General features: G+C 67.8%; 12 protein-coding genes and 1 pseudogene. 9 read left to right on the top strand and 4 right to left on the bottom strand.

Annotation, left to right across the window (positions count from 1 at the left end; translation table 11 throughout):
• The first annotated feature begins 167 nt into the window (after window positions 1-167).
• The 7 genes and pseudogenes from MKL11_RS10755 to MKL11_RS10785 all read left to right on the top strand — a co-directional run bounded on the left by MKL11_RS10755 (window position 168) and on the right by MKL11_RS10785 (window position 5,067).
• Window positions 168-1,079, top strand: coding sequence for an aspartate/glutamate racemase family protein (locus MKL11_RS10755; protein ID WP_243943019.1), 912 nt, complete (start codon window positions 168-170; stop codon window positions 1,077-1,079).
• A 151-nt stretch (window positions 1,080-1,230) separates the two neighbouring features.
• Window positions 1,231-1,878, top strand: coding sequence for a maleylacetoacetate isomerase (maiA, locus tag MKL11_RS10760; RefSeq protein ID WP_243943022.1), 648 nt, complete (start codon window positions 1,231-1,233; stop codon window positions 1,876-1,878).
• Window positions 1,879-2,037: 159 nt separating this feature from the next.
• Window positions 2,038-3,369 carry an NAD(P)/FAD-dependent oxidoreductase gene (locus tag MKL11_RS10765; RefSeq protein WP_243943061.1) on the top strand — a complete coding sequence of 444 codons (1,332 nt, stop codon included), beginning with the start codon at window positions 2,038-2,040 and terminating at the stop codon, window positions 3,367-3,369.
• A 144-nt stretch (window positions 3,370-3,513) separates the two neighbouring features.
• Window positions 3,514-3,699: pseudogene (locus MKL11_RS33385) on the top strand (type II toxin-antitoxin system RelE/ParE family toxin); the annotation flags it as partial.
• A gap of 106 nt (window positions 3,700-3,805) precedes the next feature.
• Window positions 3,806-4,087, top strand: coding sequence for an addiction module antidote protein (locus MKL11_RS10775; RefSeq protein WP_243943024.1), 282 nt, complete (start codon window positions 3,806-3,808; stop codon window positions 4,085-4,087).
• A 366-nt stretch (window positions 4,088-4,453) separates the two neighbouring features.
• Window positions 4,454-4,765: an EthD family reductase gene (locus MKL11_RS10780; protein ID WP_243943026.1), complete on the top strand. Its 312-nt coding sequence runs from the start codon at window positions 4,454-4,456 to the stop codon at window positions 4,763-4,765.
• Window positions 4,762-5,067, top strand: coding sequence for a hypothetical protein (locus MKL11_RS10785; protein WP_243943028.1), 306 nt, complete (start codon window positions 4,762-4,764; stop codon window positions 5,065-5,067). The genes MKL11_RS10780 and MKL11_RS10785 overlap by 4 nt, the downstream gene beginning before the upstream one ends.
• Before the next feature lie 7 nt (window positions 5,068-5,074).
• Here MKL11_RS10785 and MKL11_RS10790 read toward each other — a convergent pair whose 3' ends face one another.
• From MKL11_RS10790 to MKL11_RS10805, 4 genes are all read right to left on the bottom strand, one after another.
• Complete coding sequence (locus MKL11_RS10790; RefSeq protein WP_243943031.1) at window positions 5,075-8,398, bottom strand: GAF domain-containing hybrid sensor histidine kinase/response regulator; 3,324 nt, start codon at window positions 8,396-8,398, stop codon at window positions 5,075-5,077.
• Window positions 8,399-8,478: 80 nt separating this feature from the next.
• The gene (locus MKL11_RS10795) at window positions 8,479-9,780 is read right to left on the bottom strand and encodes an O-antigen ligase family protein (protein WP_243943033.1); all 1,302 of its coding nucleotides are present in this window, start codon (window positions 9,778-9,780) and stop codon (window positions 8,479-8,481) included.
• Window positions 9,781-9,886: 106 nt separating this feature from the next.
• Complete coding sequence (locus MKL11_RS10800; protein ID WP_243943035.1) at window positions 9,887-10,375, bottom strand: hypothetical protein; 489 nt, start codon at window positions 10,373-10,375, stop codon at window positions 9,887-9,889.
• 184 nt (window positions 10,376-10,559) lie between these two features.
• Window positions 10,560-11,561, bottom strand: coding sequence for a CobW family GTP-binding protein (locus MKL11_RS10805; RefSeq protein WP_243943037.1), 1,002 nt, complete (start codon window positions 11,559-11,561; stop codon window positions 10,560-10,562).
• 297 nt (window positions 11,562-11,858) lie between these two features.
• Here MKL11_RS10805 and MKL11_RS10810 point away from each other — a divergent pair, with 297 nt between their 5' ends.
• Both MKL11_RS10810 and MKL11_RS10815 read left to right on the top strand, forming a co-directional pair.
• Complete coding sequence (locus MKL11_RS10810) at window positions 11,859-13,172, top strand: efflux RND transporter periplasmic adaptor subunit (RefSeq protein WP_243943046.1); 1,314 nt, start codon at window positions 11,859-11,861, stop codon at window positions 13,170-13,172.
• 16 nt (window positions 13,173-13,188) lie between these two features.
• Window positions 13,189-16,001 (top strand): efflux RND transporter permease subunit (locus MKL11_RS10815; protein WP_243943048.1); only part of this gene is annotated, 2,813 nt, incomplete at its 3' end.

Here is a 16,001-nt window from a genome sequence, read left to right on the forward strand (position 1 = left end):
CGTGGATCTCGGCTACATTCGCGTCCGACACCTCTTCGCACTCTGGGCGTATGCCCAAGGATTCGCCGAGGAATGAGGCATGCACCGCGCATATTCCAGCAAACGCGCGCGAATTTCGGCTTGGATGTGAAATCATCCGCCACAAAGCTCGACGGGGGGAGCACACGATGACCATAAAATTGAAAAAATTGGGCGTGCTGGGTGGCTTGAGCCGGCGTTCGACGATCGAATGCCACCAGATGATCAATCGTGAGGTCATGAATTTGACCAACACCCGCGCTGCTGCAGACTTGGTGATGTGGAGTTTCGCTCCGGATACCATCGTCCGCCTTCTGTCGAAAGATACTCGGCCGTTGATCGCCGACCAGATCAAGAACGCGGTCTCGAACCTGCTTCTGGAAGGCGTCGACGGCTTGATGATCACCAGCGACACCCTTCATTGCGCCCTTGAAGATGCGCCGATCTATTTTGGCATCCCCGTGATCCAGCTCCGCGATGCGCTTGCCGAAGAGATCCGGCGCCTGTCCTTGAAGAAGGTCGGCTTTATCGGGACTTCGTCGACGATGAGCGGCTCCTATTACCGGAGTCTCATTCGTGGGTCCGACGGCGTAGATGTCGTGCTGCCCGACCAAGGGCTATGGGTGAATATCGACTACTCGATCTGCAATCGGATCTACAGCGGCGAGAGCACGTTGCTCGGCATCGAGACCTATAGCCGCATCATGTCCGAATTTGAGGCGCAGGGCGTCGATGGGGTCGTCGTGGCCTCGCCGGAGATAGCTCTGGCGTTCAACAAGCCCAATCCGGTGCCCGTACTTCATACGGCCAAGATCCATGCCGCGGCGGCCGCGAGATGGTGTGTCGCGGACGACGCCATCGGGCGGCCCGACAGGTCCCTGTCCGACGCGGCGCGGCCCACGTTTGCAGCATTTGGCCATGAAGCCGCTGACGACACAGCGAAAATCTCGTTTGTCAGGCCCCGTCCCGACGGTTTTCGCCGCGACTCCAAGCGCACACGCAAAGCTGCTGCACGATCGGGGTTTGAAAACAGCGGACACCCCGCTCGTAGCCGCGGGTGACCTCGCGCGCGACGTGACGTCCCCCATCCGAGCGCCGGCCGGCACTCGGCCCGGAGACTTGCCGGCCATCGCGACTTGCCGCGGGCGACGAAGTGCGGTGTCTTCACACGCGTAAATCGTGCCGAAGACACCGCAGGGCGGAACTCCACACATGCACATGTACGGCAACTGGCGCTCGGCCGCCGCTTTCCGGGTCCGGATCGCCCTGAAGCTGAAGGGCATCGCTTACGAGGAAACCTTCATCGACCTCGATGCCGGCGATCAGCACAAGCCGGAATTCCGCAGGATCAACCCGCAGGGCGCGGTGCCGGCCCTGTTCGACGGCGACGGGCCGCCCCTGATCCAATCCCTGGCGATTCTCGACTATCTGGAGGAGACCCGGGGCGGCGTCCGCCTGCTGCCCGAGGAGCCGCGGGCCCGCGCCCGGGTGCGCTCGCTGGCCCAGGTCGTCGCCTGTGACACGCACCCGCTCTACGTGCCGCGGGTGCGCACCTTCCTGATGGAGGAGTACGGACTGCCTCGGGAGCGGATGCTGGCCTTCCTCCGCAACGCCTTCGAGACTGGCTTGAAAACCCTTGAGACCCGGCTTTCCACCGAGCCGGGGACCGGCCGCTTCTGCCAGGGCGATGCGGTGAGCCACGCCGACCTGTGCCTCGTCAGCCTCTGGGTCGGGACCGGCATCTTCGGGGTCGACACGGCGGCCTACCCGACGGTCGCCCGAATCGCCGAGGCCTGCCTGGCCCTGCCCGAAGTCGCCGAGGCCCATCCTCTGCGCCAGCCCGGAGCCCCCGCCGCCTGAGGCCGGGACCGGCCTCCTCACGACGCTCGGGTCCCGCGTGCTCTCGTCACGCGTGCGCGGATCGGACGTGCTCTTGGCAGGCAGATGTGGCAAGCGGGCGTTCGAGGCGTTTAATCCGGCCGGGGCGTCAATCCAGGTCCGTGGGAAGAAAGGGTGTCGATGGTACCCGTCGAGAACGAGTCCGGCCTGCATCGTGTCGTCGTGGTCGGCGGGGGCGCCGCCGGGCTGCAGCTGGTGACGAAGCTCGGCGACAAGCTCGGGCGCGGCAAGCGCGCGCATATCACGCTGGTCGACCGAGCCCGGACGCATATCTGGAAGCCGTTGCTTCACGAGGTCGCGGCCGGCAGCCTCGATATCGGACACCACGCCGTCGACTACCTGCACCATGCCCACAAGCACGGATTCCGCTACCGCATCGGCAGCATGACCGGCCTTGACCGGGAGGCGCGCACGGTTCGGCTCGCCGCGAGCCACGATCCGGAGGGGCGCGAGGTGACGCCGGAACGCTCGGTGCCCTACGACACCCTGGTGATGGCGGTGGGTTCGACCACCAACGATTTTGGCACGCCCGGGGTCGCCGAGCACGCCATCGCCCTCGACACCCAGGACCAGGCGGTGCGCTTCCATCAGCGCCTCGTCAACGCGTCCCTGCGGGCCCACACCCAGGCTGGGCCGGTGCGTCCCGGCCAGCTCCACGTCACGGTGATCGGCGCCGGCGCCACCGGCACCGAGCTCGCCGCCGAGTTGCACCGGACCTTCCGCCACGTGGTCTCCACCGGTCTCGACCGGATCGACCCGAGCAAGGACATCCGCATCACCCTGGTCGAAGCGGCCGACCGGATCCTGCCGGCGGTGCCACAGCGCCTCTCGGCGGAGGTGATGCAGCTCCTCCACAAGATCGGCGTCGACGTGCGCGTGAAGGCGCGGGTGACCGAGGTGCGTGCCGACGGCGTGCAACTCGCCGACGGCACCTTCATCCCGTCGGAGCTCGTGGTCTGGGCGGCCGGCGTGAAAGCCCCGCCGTTCCTGCAGGGCATCGGCGGGCTGGAGACCACGCGGACCAATCAGCTCGTTGTCGCCCCAACCCTGCAGACCACCCGCGATCCCGACATCTTCGCGATGGGCGACTGCGCCTACCTCGTCGAGGCCGGCTCGGACACGCCTGTGCCGCCCCGGGCCCAGGCGGCCCACCAGCAGGCCAGCCACCTGATCGGCCAGATCCAGGCGAAGATCGACGGCAAGCCCCTGAAGCCGTTCAAGTACAAGGATTTCGGCTCGCTGGTGTCGCTCGGCGAATACTCGACGGTGGGCAGCCTGATGGGCTTTGTCCGGGGCAAGAACATGCTCATCGCCGGGCTGTTCGCCCGGATGATGTACCGCTCGCTCTACAAGATGCACGAGCGGGCGCTCCACGGCACCGTCAAGACCACGCTCGACGCCATGGCCCGGGCGCTGACCCGCCAGACCGAGTCACGGGTAAAGCTGCATTGAGGGTCCACCGGCACCCTGACCTCCCGGGGCCCTAGCAGGGGGGATGTACGTACGCTAACGTCGAGCATGTCGGGAACGTGGTTTTTCATGACAAAATGTGAACTATAGTTGACATTTCGCCGGAGCCTAAGTACGGAACCTGATATGTTCCAAGTGCTCCGCACCGTCGAATTTATCGACTGGCTGACCGCCTTGCGGGATGTCCAAGCGCGGGCGCGGATCGCCAAGCGGATCAACCGTATCGCACAGGGTAACCTTGGCGATGCCAAGTCCGTTGGCGACGGTGTCAGCGAGTTGCGGTTCTCTTTCGGGCCTGGATACAGGGTTGATTACACCCTGCGCGGCGATGTCGTTGTGATCCTGCTGTGCGGCGGCGACGGGGCTCGCAAGCGCAGGACATCGAACGGGCTAAGACTATGGCGCGGGAGGTTTGACGATGGCCCTCGAAACCAAGCCTTGGGATGCGGCCGAGGTGCTGAAAACCCCGGCCGACATTGCAGCCTATCTCGACGCCTATCTCGAGGACGGGACTCCGGAAGTGGTGCTGGGCGCATTGAACACCATAGCCCGCTCGCACGGCATGTCGGCCCTTGCCCGCGAGACGGGGATCAGCCGCGAAGCGCTGTACAAAGCCTTCAGCGACAACGGCAATCCCACGTTGGACACCCTGTTGCGCGTCCTGAAAGTCTTCGGTGTGCGCCTCGCCGTGGCGGCCTGATCGGCCCATGAACATGAAAAGGGGTACTGCTATCCGGCACGTCGTCACGCCCGACACGTTCGTCCGGGCGTAAGCCCCTGTCGCCGCTCGGCTCACCGTGCGCGAGGCTGCCGCAGGCGTGACGTTTGGGACGACCGCTCTGCACGAGGCTCTCGCCGGCACCAAAGCGCCATGTTTATGATCCGTCAGCCCTCGGAAAAGAAGTCGCCCACGGTGAGACGAGTTTAGCTCCGGTTTTTTGCGTATGCCGCATTTTCACGGCCTAACTGGCGCCTACTGTGTCGGAAAATGCTCTAAGCGTTCGATGATGCGAAGATTTCACCGGCACCTTGGCGACACGGGGGCCGCAACAGGAAGGATGACGAGATGATTCTGGTCAGCGTGATGTATCCGACCGGCCCGAACTTCGACATGGCCTACTATCTCGGGCACCACATGCCGCTGGTGCGCGAGCGCTGGTCGTCGCTGGGCCTCCACGACGCCAAGGTGGTCAAGGGCGTCGGCACCCCTGACGGCGGCGCGGCGCCGTTCCAGGTGATGGCGCTGCTGACCTTCGAGTCGGTCGACGCCTTCAAGAAGGCCGCGGCTGCCCACGGCGAGGAGATCTTCGCCGACATCCCGAACTTCACCGCGGCGCAGGCCCAGGTGCAGATCAACGACTTCGCGGAGAGCCCGTGATCGACATCGTCAAGGCGGTGCAGCAGGCCGATCCAAGCCTCGGCACCTACGTGGTCGTGCTGCGCGCCGACGCCCGGGCCCTCGACGGCCCGGAGCGCCTCACCCCCGAGGCGCAGGCCTGGATCGATGCGAACGCGCCCGGCGGCCGCCTCGCCCGGGTGCGGGTCCTGCTCGCGCCCTATCCGGGAGCGGTGCCGGCCGAGCGCGACGTGACCGTGGCGGCCTTCGCGGATGCCCGCCAGCTCGCCGCCTTCGCGACCGCCTGGACCGCGGATCCGCTGCCGGAGGCGGAGGAGCCGTAGAGCCGGGTCAGGCCGCCCGCAGCCGGCGGATCGCCCCGAGGGCAGTGGCCCGCTGCACCTCCAGGCGCTGGATCAGCGGCACGAGGTCGGCGCCTGCATGGGCGGCGGCCTCGACCTCGCGACACAGACTCGACAGGCCGACGAAGCCCAAGAGCCCGGCCGCCGCCACCATGGCGTGGGCGTCGTGGGCGATCTGGAGGCGGTCGGTCTCGCTCGGCCGGAACCGCTCGGACAGCTCGTTGGCGAGCAGATCCAGCAGCGCGCCGACTTGGTCCGTGCCGAAACTCGACTCCATGTCGGTGAGCACCGTGGCGTCGAGCACCGCGGGATCGACCGGAACGGTCCGCAGCGGCGGTTCCTGGCGGGCGGGGCGACGCCCCCCGGGAGCAGTCCATCGGCTGATCGTGGCGAACAGGTCGGCCCGGCGGAACGGCTTGCCGACATGGTCGTCCATCCCGGCCTCGCGCAGTTCCGCGACCTGGTCCGGCAGGACGTTGGCGGTCATCGCCACGATCGGGACATCGCAGGCCGGCGGCGCCAGGGCGCGGATCCGGCGCGTGGCGGTGAGCCCGTCGACGCCGGGCATCTGCACGTCCATCAGCACGAGGTCGTAGGGGCGCCCCTCGGCCACCGACAGGCCGACCGCCGTGATCGCCTCGCCGCCGTCCCCCGCGACCTCGACGCTGTAGCCCTGCGATTCCAGCACGGCGCAGGCGAGTTCCTGGTTGAGCAGCACGTCCTCGACCAGGAGCAGGCGCAGCGGCGGCCCGGCCGGGACCGGCCGGGATGCCTTGGCCGGCGGCAGGGGCGAGGCCGCCGTTCCGAAGCGGAGCGCGTCGATGGCCTCGGTGCTGCGCGGCAGGACCAAGCGGAACCAGAAAGTCGAGCCCTCCCCCTCCCGGCTCTCCATGCCGATCTCGCCGCCCATGAGCGTGACGAGGTGCCGGGAGATCGCGAGTCCGAGGCCGGTGCCGCCGAAGCGGCGGCTAATCGAGCCGTCGACTTGGCTGAAGCGCTTGAACAGGCGCTCCTGCTGCACCGGCGCGATGCCGATGCCGGTATCGGTGACGGCGAACCGGACCACGTCCCCGGGGCCGCCATCAGGTGCCGTACCCTCGCCCTCCCGCTGCACGGTGACGGTGACCGAGCCTAGGGGCGTGAACTTCACGGCGTTGTTGAGCAGGTTCAGCAGGACTTGCCGCAGGCGGCCGGGGTCGCCGACCACGACCCGCGGAAGCGCCGGATCGATCTGCGCCTCGATCTGCAGGCTGCTCCGGAGCGCGCTGCCTCGGACGATCGAGACGGTATCGTCCACGATCTGCACCAGCGGGAAGCCGACCGGGTCGAGGGTCAGCTCGCCGGCCTCGATCTTCGAGAAGTCGAGGATATCGTTGACCACGGTGAGCAGAGCCGCCCCGGAGCTGTGGATCAGTTCGAGGCGCCGCCGGTCCTCGTCGCGAATGGCGCTCTCGTCGAGGAGCAGGTCGGCATAGCCCAGGATGCCGTTGAGCGGCGTACGGATCTCGTGGCTCATCGCGGCCAGGAACTCGCTCTTGGCAGCGCTCGCCCGCTCGGCTTCCGCCCGCGCGGCCTCGGCGTCCCGGGTCGCCTCCCGCAGGGCCGCCTCGGCCGCCTTGCGGTCGGTGATGTCGAGATGGAGCCCGACCATTCGCTGCGGCTGGCCCTCGGGCCCGAACAGCGTGCGCCCGCGCGCGTAGATCCAGCGCTCGCCGACCCGGAACTCGGCGACGTAGGCGGAGGACGATTCCACCGCCTGCCGGATCGCGTTCCAGACGTCGCCGGCATCTTCGGGATGCAGGAGCGCCGTCCAGGCGGCCGCATTCATCGCATGCGCCCGACCGGTATCCGGCAGGCCGTGCATGCGCGCGCTCTCGGGGCTCAGGGTGGCGAACCCTGTGCGCATGTCCCAATCCCAGGTGCCGGCATCGGCCGCGTCGAGGGCGATCCCTAACAGCCCGCGCGCCTCCTCGACGGCGAGCCGGGCGGTGACGATGTCGTCGACGTCGAGCGCGGTGCCGAGCCATTCCACCACCGTCCCGTCGGCGGGATCGAGGTAGATCGGGATCAGCGAGATCTTGTGCCACCGGTAGGCGCCGTCGTGCCGCCGGATCCGCCACTGACCGCCGTAGCCGATCCCGGTTGCGATCGCCTGCTGCCAAGCCGCTTCCATGGCGGCGGCATCCTCCGGGTGGTTGCGGGCGAGGCGCTCGGCCCGGTCCAGCCCGATCGGCCCGTAATAGGTGTGAAACTGCGCGTTCGCGTAGGTCGCCCGGCCGTCGCCGACCCGCATGGTCCAGATCAGGAGCGGCAGGGTCTCGGCGAGGCCGCGGTAGCGCAATTCGCTGCGGCGGACCTCGTCCTCGGCGCGCCGCCGCTCGGTCACGTCGATGAGCACGCCGATGAGCCCGGTCACAGGGTTCTCGCCGCGGCACACGCCGCGCACGACCACGTCGCGGACCTCGCCGTCGGGCCGCAGCAGCCGCGCCTCGAAGTCGAAGCTCGCCCCCCGGGCGATGGCGTCCGTGACGACCCCCTCCAGCCGCTCCCGGTCGTCGGGGTGATAGATCTGCGAGAACTCGGAAAGCGCCGGCGCCGGCCCCCGGGGGTCGCGGCCGGCGATCTCGTAGAGGCTCCTGGACCAGATCGGCTGCCCGTCGGCGAGGTCCACGCGCCAGTTGCCGACGCTGGCGAGCTGCTCGGCCATGGTCAGTTGGTGGTTGGCCGCCGCCTGGGCCTCGGACCGGGCGTTGATCTCGCGGTGCTGCTCCCGGATCAGGGCCTCGCGGATCGCGGCCTGCGCCATCTCGTGGCCGCGCCGCACATCGGCCTCGGTCAGCCGCAGATGGGCGATCACGATCTCGGCGAGATCGCGGAACGCGTCCGCGTCCGCCTCAGACAGCCCGTCCCGGGGCTCCGGGTCGACCAGGCAGAACGTGCCGATCCGGACTCCCGGCGCCAGGCTCAGGGGGATGCCGGCATAGAACCGGATCCCGCCTGGGGTCGCGACCAGGGCGAGATCGCGAAATCGCGGATCGGCCCGGGCATCGGGCACGATCAGCATGGCGTCGCTGCGGATCGTGTGCTGGCAGAGACTCTGATCCCGCGGAATCGTCGTCGGCACGTCGGCACAGGGGGTCTTGAGCCATTGCCGGGTGTCGTCGAGGAACCCGACGAAGGCGCTGCGCACGCCGAACAGGCGGCGGGCCGTGCGGCACACGGCGTCGAAATGCGGCTCGGGCGCGGTGCCGACGATGCCGAGGGCGTGCAGAGCCGCGAGCCGCACCGCTTCATCGTCTGAGTGTGCTCTCACCGACCGTCTCCGGGAGCGGATGCGCCGTTCGGCGATCACCAGTATCCTCGCGGGAGCGATGACCCGGCTGCGACCGCGTTTCAAGCGGGCTTGGCGCCGCGCGCGATCGAGTTGCGATCCCGCAGGCTGCCGATGTCGCCGATCCGGGGCATGCGCAGCCGCGCGGCTTCGAGCGCCCAGACCATACCCAGCATCATGTAGACGTGGCGCCACTTCTCGATGTCGATCTGGAACGCCTGCAGGAAGAACATCAGCAGCGCCGGCCAGACGATCTGGGCATGCGCCCGGAATGGCGACGGCCGCACCAGCAGGCGGAAACCGACGACGCTCGTGGCCAGAACGAGGCCGATGAACACCACGCCGCCGAGCCAGCCGCCATTGGCGAACGAGCCGATATAGGAATTGTGCGGCTCCAGCCCGAAGACGAGCCGCCAGTGCATCGAACCCATGCCGAACGGGCGCTCCAGCAGCATCGCGAGGCCCCGGACCTGGTTGCCGAAGCGCCCGGTCTCGCCCTGGTCGTAGTCCTGCGTCAGGGCCGCCCGGGTCTCGAACATCGTGTGCACGTGCTCGATCGACAGGAGGCCGATCACCGCGATCGTGCCGAGCACCAGGGTCGCCAGCGTCAGGAGCACGATGCGGCGGCGCAGCCGGATCGAGCCGCTGCCGGCATAGACCGAGCCGACCATCAGCAGGACGGCGACGACGCTGCCGCCCCAGGAGCCCCTAGAGAACGACAGGAAGATGCCGGCCATGATGATCAGCAGGCCGGCCAGCGACAGCAGCGGCCGCCGGGCGCTGCCGGTGAGCAGCCCGTGCATCAGGTAGAGGGCGCCGAGCGTGAGGAATGAGCCGAACACGTTCGGGTCCTGGAAGGTGCCCGAGGCCCGGTCGTACTTGTAGAACAGGTCCTCGATGCCGAGCCATTGCAGGTAGCCGACGATGCCGAGCGCCGCCGAGAACACGCAGCTCGCCGTATAGGCCCTGAGCGCCAGCTCCATCCGGGCGTGCGTGTCCTCTGCGAAGAACATCGCGAAGAACACGCAGGTGATCACGAGGTAGATCAGCTGGATCGTCCAGGTGACCGGGAACTCCTCGTTCAGGTACGGGAACAGCGCCGTGACGATCGCCACCAGGTAGAGCAGCAGGAGCGCCAGCAGCGGCACTGCCCCCCGGTGCAGGCGCACGCCGAGGCAGAGCCACAGCAGGATCGTCGGGATCGCCACCGCATCGTAGGGCGAGGTTTCCGAGAACGCGAAGCAGGCGAAGAAGATGAAGGCGGCAAACAGCGCCTTGGCCAAGCCTTGGACGACCCCAAGGAGCGGGATTCCGGCGGCAAATCCCGACGGGGTCGGGATTGCGGGCGCTGCGATGTGAGCCATGGATACGCGGACTCCGCGGGCCGGTTACGCAGGCCTGCGCCGCAGTCCATGACACCCAATGGTTGAGAATCGGCTTCGTGTCCGCCAGCGCGGGGCGAGGGTGTCGTCAGCCCTTCAGCCGCTTGTTGCAGACCGAGTAGTAGCCGCCACCCTTTTGAATCCACTTCGCGTCGCCCAGCGTCCCGGAAGCTTTGGCCGCGTTGTAGCTGTCGAGGCAGGTATGCATCCGCGCCTTGCCGGCCGACTCGCTCGCGTATTTCGGATCGACGGCAGACGGATAAGCCGCCGTCCCGGCCGGGGCGGCCGTGGGCCTCGCGGCCGGGGCTTGCGGCGCGGGAGCGGGAGCCGCGGTCTTCGTCGCGCCCGGCGCGACGGGGTTCGGCACGGTGTTGGCCGCCGTGGCCGCCGTGGCCGCCGGCTCGGCGCCGCATTCCGCCTTGCGGAAGTCGTTCCACTTCTGGCCGTTGAGGGTCCCGGCCTGCTTGGCCGCCTGATACTTGGTCGAGCAATCCTTGACCGACAGAGCCGCCGCCGGCGTGACGAGCGCGCCGGCGCCACAAGCCAGCATGGTGGCGGTCAGAAGCAGGCGTACCATAGCGAATAACCCCCGAGTCGGTATCGATCCGTGACGATACGCTATATCGAGGATAATCGCTCCGATAGTCTGTGGATATACAGCTGTTAGCGGATGCCAGGCGGCACCTCCGACAACCCGAGGCCGCCGGCGGCGCGAGACCACGAACCGTCGGCGGCAGGATTCCGGGCTCGGCGGCCCTCGGTCAGATCCGGCAGGCTTCGAATCCCTCGCGGATCGCCACCGGGTCGAGGTTGCGGCCGATGAACACCACCCGGGAGACCCGCTTCTCGTCCGCGCGCCAATCCCCCTGGACGTCGCCGTCGAGGATCATGTGCACGCCCTGAAAGACGAAGCGCTTCGGCTCGTTCGGGAAAGCGACGATGCCCTTGCAGCGCAGGATGTCGGGCCCCTGAACCTGGGTCAGGTTCGAGATCCACGGCATGAATTTTTCCGGATCGACCTCGCCCTCGATCCGGGCCGAGATCGATTGGATCTCGGAATCGTGATGATGGTGGTGACCCGCTTCCAGGAATTCGGGTTCCACCTCCAGGATGCGGTCGAGGTCGAAGGCGTTGCGCTCCAGCACGGCCTCGAGGGGCACGGCGCAGTTCTGGGTGCGGTGGAGCGTGGCCAGCGGATTGATTCCGCGGATCTCGGCCTCGACCCGGTCGAGGTCGGCCGGCGAGACGAGGTCGCTCTTGTTGAGCAGGATCACGTCCGCGAAGGCGATCTGGTTCTTGGCCTCGGGCGCGTCCTTCAGGCGGTCGGACAGCCACTTGGCGTCGGCCACGGTCACCACCGCGTCGAGGCGGGCGGCGTCGCCGACATCCTGGTCGACGAAGAAGGTCTGGGCGACGGGAGCCGGGTCGGCCAGCCCCGTGGTCTCGACGATGATCGCGTCGAACTTGCCCCGGCGCTTCACCAAGCCATCCATGATCCGGATCAGGTCGCCGCGAACCGTGCAGCAGACGCAGCCGTTGTTCATCTCGAACACTTCCTCGTCCGCGCCGACGACGAGGTCGTTGTCGATGCCGATCTCGCCGAACTCGTTGACGATCACGGCGTAGCGCTTGCCATGGTTCTCCGTGAGGATCCGGTTGAGCAGGGTGGTCTTGCCGGCGCCGAGATAGCCGGTGAGCACGGTCACCGGGATCTTGCCGGCGCTCGATCCGGATGGGACGGAAACAGAACTCAGGTCGGTCATGGCGGGTTCTTCGGTCGGATCTGAGGGATGGGGCGGGTCTGCGAGCCCGCGGTCGTTGTCATATTGTAACAAATCCCGTCGAAGGAAGGCGTAGCCACACGGTTTCGCGACCTGGGCCTCCCAATCGATTGCGGATCAGTCAAGCTTTGCTCTAGGCACGCGACGCCCCCCGAGTCCGCTCGGGGCGGCTGCCTTAGAAAAGCGCCACCGATCGCATTGATGCGGGCGGATTTCTTGTGCGAATCGTATCTCGTCCGCCATCCCGGTTCCTTCGCCCGGCCCCAGAAGACCTTTCGCATGGACGCCCGCAATCCGATTGACCAGGACGAGACCCGCACCGGGCCCGCGCGCAGGCGCGGCCCGCCGCGGCTCGTGATCGTGCTGGTGCTGCTCGTCGCTGCGGGCGGCCTGGCGCTCGCGTTCTCGGACCGCGCCCGCGAAGCCGCTTCCGGAATCGCCGCCGTGCTGTTCGGATCGGGCAACCCCGATGCGGGGATCGAGGCTGAGAAGGCCGGCGCGGTCGAGCGGGTGTTCCGCCCGACCAAGGAGCAGCGCGCGGCCTTCGAGATCCTGCCGGTGGCGACCCAGGTGTTCCGCCCGGAGGGCGCCGCAGAGGGGCGCATCGCGCTCAACGACGACGACAACGTGCCGGTGGTCTCGCCCTATGCGGGTCGGGTGATCAAGGTTCTGGCCCGGGCGGGCGACGACGTGAAGGCCGGCGACGTGCTGCTGACGCTCGAGGCTACCGACATGGTCCAGGCGCAGAACGATTACCAGGCGGCCCTGAACAACCTCCAGAAGCAGCAGGCCCTGCTGAAGCTGGACCAGACCATCGCGACGCGCCAGCAGGAGCTGTTCCAGGCCCACGCCGTGGCGCTGAAGGATTACCAGTCGGCCCAGAACGACGTGATCGCCGCCCAGAGCGACCTGAAGACCGCGGAGGCGGCCCTCGACGCCGTGAAGAACCGCCTGCGGCTCCTCGGCAAGTCCGACGCCGAAATCGCCAGCTACGAGAAGAACGGCCGCCTCAGCTCCGAGACCCAGATCCGGGCGCCGATCGCCGGCACGATCGTCCAGCGCAAGGTGGGCACCGGGCAGTTCCTCTCGGCTTCGAGCGACCCGGTCTTCGTGATCGGCGACCTGTCCACGGTCTGGCTCGTCGCCAACGTCCGCGAGAGCGAGATCCCGAAGATCCGCATCGGCCAGGAGGTCGAGGCGAAGGTGGCGGGCTTCGGCGCGCGGGTGTTCAAGGCCCGGGTGAACTACATGGCCGCGAGCCTCGACCCGGCCACGCGGCGGCTCGCCGTGCGCAGCGAGGTCGACAACCCGGACCGGGTGCTGCGCCCGGAGATGTTTGCCACCTACACGATTATCACCGGCAAGGGCGAGCCGAGCCCGAGCGTGCCGGTGGCCGCCATCGTGTACGAGGGCGACCGCACCCATGTCTGGGTGGCCCGCCAGGACGGTGCCGTGGAGGCGCGGGACATCAAGCTCGGCGTGATCAACGGCGACAACGCCCAGGTCGTCGATGGCCTGCAGGCGGGCGAGCAGATCGTGACCCGGGGGGCCCTGTTCATCGACCGGGCCGCCACCGGCGACAAGGCGTCGTGAGCGGGAATCCCGGGCCATGAACAGCCTGATCGTCTTCTCGCTGCGCCAGCGCGTGCTGGTGGTGCTGCTGTTCGTGGTGATGCTCGGCATCGGCTACGGCGCCTACACGCAGCTCAACATCGAGGCCTATCCCGACCCGGTGCCGCCGCTGGTCGACGTCATCACCCAGAATCCGGGGCAATCCGCCGACGAGATCGAGCGCTACATCACCATCCCGTTGGAGGTGGCGCTCGCCGGCATCCCGAACGCCCAGGTGGTGCGCACGATCTCGCTGTTCGGCCTGTCCGACGTGAAGGTCCAGTTCAACTACGAGTACACGTACGAGGAGGCGCTGCAGCGGGTGCTCAACCGCCTGTCGCAGGCTCCGAGCCTGCCCAACGGCGCCACCCCGCAGATCTCGCCGACCAGTCCCGTCGGCGAGATCATGCGCTACAAGCTGGTCGGCCCGGCGGGCTACTCGCCTATGGACATGAAGACCCTGCAGGATTGGGTGCTCCAACGCCGGTTCAAGGCGATCCCGGGCGTCGTCGACGTGACCGCCTTCGGCGGCAAGGCCAAGGAATACGAGGTCGCGGTCGATCTGAACCGCCTGCAGGCCCAGGGCCTGACCCTGGTCCAGCTCACCACCGCGCTGAACAACGCCTCGATCAATGTCGGCGGCCAGACGCTGAATGTCGGCCAGCAATCCGCCGTGGTGCGCGGCATCGGCCTGATCCGCGACATGGACGACATCAACGACACGATGATCAGCCTCGTCAACGGCACGCCGGTGCTGGTGCGGGACGTGGCCGAGGTGCGCGTGTCGAACGCGCCGCGGCTCGGCATCGTCGGCCACGACGACCAGCCCGACGTGGTCGAGGGCATCGTGCTGATGAGCCGCGGCGGCAAGAGCCTGCCGACCCTGGAGCGCGTCGAGGCCGAGATCGACAAGATCAACAGCTCGACGATCCTGCCGCCCGACGTGAAGATCGAGCGGATCTACGACCGGTCAGGCCTGATCCACACCACGACCCATACGGTGATGCACAACCTCGTCTTCGGGGTGGTGCTGGTGTTCATCGTGCAGTGGCTGTTCCTCGGCTCGCTCACCAGCGCGATCATCGTGGCGGCCACGATCCCGTTCGCCCTCGGCTTCGCGATCCTGATCCTGGTGGTGCGGGGCGATTCGGCCAACCTGCTGTCGCTGGGCGCGATCGATTTCGGCCTGATCGTCGACGCCACGGTGATCATGGTCGAGAACGTGTTCCGCCACCTCGCGGAGCCGGAGCACACCAGGGGTCAGCAGGCGCCCGGGGGGCTCGAGGGCCGGCTCGGCACCATCGCGATCGCCGGCGTCGAGGTGAACCGGGCAATCTTCTTCTCGGCGATCATCATCATCCTCGGCTTCCTGCCGCTCTTCACGATGAGCGGCGTCGAGGGCCACATCTTCGGGCCGATGGCCAAGACCTACGCCTACGCGCTGGTCGGCGGCCTGCTCGCGACCTTCACGGTGTCGCCGGCCCTGTCGGCGCTGATCCTGCCCCGCAAGCTGGAGGAGCGGGACACCCTGATCGTGCGGGTCCTGCGCGCCGGGCACGAGCGCATCCTGGCCTTCGGCCTGAAGAACCGGGTGCTGGCGCTCTCGGTGATGCTGGCGGTGCTGCTGGTCTCGGGGCTGGCGGCCCGGAACCTCGGCCTCGAATTCCTGCCCCGCCTCGAAGAGGGCAACCTCTACGTGCGCGGCACCATGCCGTCCTCGATCTCGCTGGAGGCCGGCAACGCCTACGTCCAGCGCCTGCGCAAGATCTTCCAGGAGGTGCCGGAGGTCATCACGGTAATCTCGCACCAGGGCCGGCCCAACGACGGCACCGACGCCACCGGGTTCTTCAACGTCGAGATCCTGGCGCCGCTCAAGCCCATCGACCAGTGGCGCAAGGGCCTCGACAAGGACACGCTGATCCACGACCTGAATAAGCGCCTGGAAGATGAATTCCCGGGAATCGAGTTCAACTTCTCGCAATATATCGAGGACAACGTCCAGGAGGCGGCCTCGGGCGTGAAGGGCGAGAATTCGGTCAAGATCTACGGCAGCGACCTCACGCAGCTCACCAAGACCGCCAACGCGGTCAAGGCGGCGCTCGCCACCGTGCCCGGCATCACCGACCTGGCGGTGTTCGAGTCCCTCGGCCAGCCGACCGTGCGGATCGACGTCGACCGCCACAAGGCGGCCCGCTACGGCCTATCCATCGGCGACGTGAACACCACGATCCAGGCGGCGATCGGCGGCCAGACCGCGGGCGACCTCTACGAGTACGGCTCCGACCGGCACTTCTCCATGCGGGTGCGGCTGGCCAAGGAGTACCGCTCGTCGCTGGCCGGCATCCGCAACATCGCGGTCGGCGCCCAGAACCCGAATGGCGGCGTGATCCAGGTGCCGCTCTCCGAGATCGCAGACGTGGACCTCGTCTCGGGCGCCTCGTTCATCTACCGCGAGGACCAGGAACGCTACATCCCGGTGAAGTTCTCGGTACGCGGGCGCGATCTCGGCAGCACCGTGATCGAGGCGCAGCGCAAGGTCGCCGAGGCGGTGGACCTGCCGCCCGGCTACCGGATGGAGTGGGTCGGGCAGTTCACCAACCTCAAGGAGGCCGCGACCCGGCTCAGCCTGGTCGTGCCGGTCACCCTGCTGCTGATCGCGCTCCTGCTGTTCATCAACTTCTCGTCGGTGGCGGACATGCTGCTGACGCTCTCGGTGATCCCGATGGCGATGATCGGCGGCATCTTCGCCCTGGCGCTGACCGGCACGCCATTCTCGATCTCGGCGGCGATCGGGTTCATCGCGCTGTTCGG

Source organism: Methylobacterium sp. J-077 (genome assembly GCF_022829365.1).
In the GTDB taxonomy this organism is placed as follows: Bacteria; Pseudomonadota; Alphaproteobacteria; order Rhizobiales; family Beijerinckiaceae; genus Methylobacterium.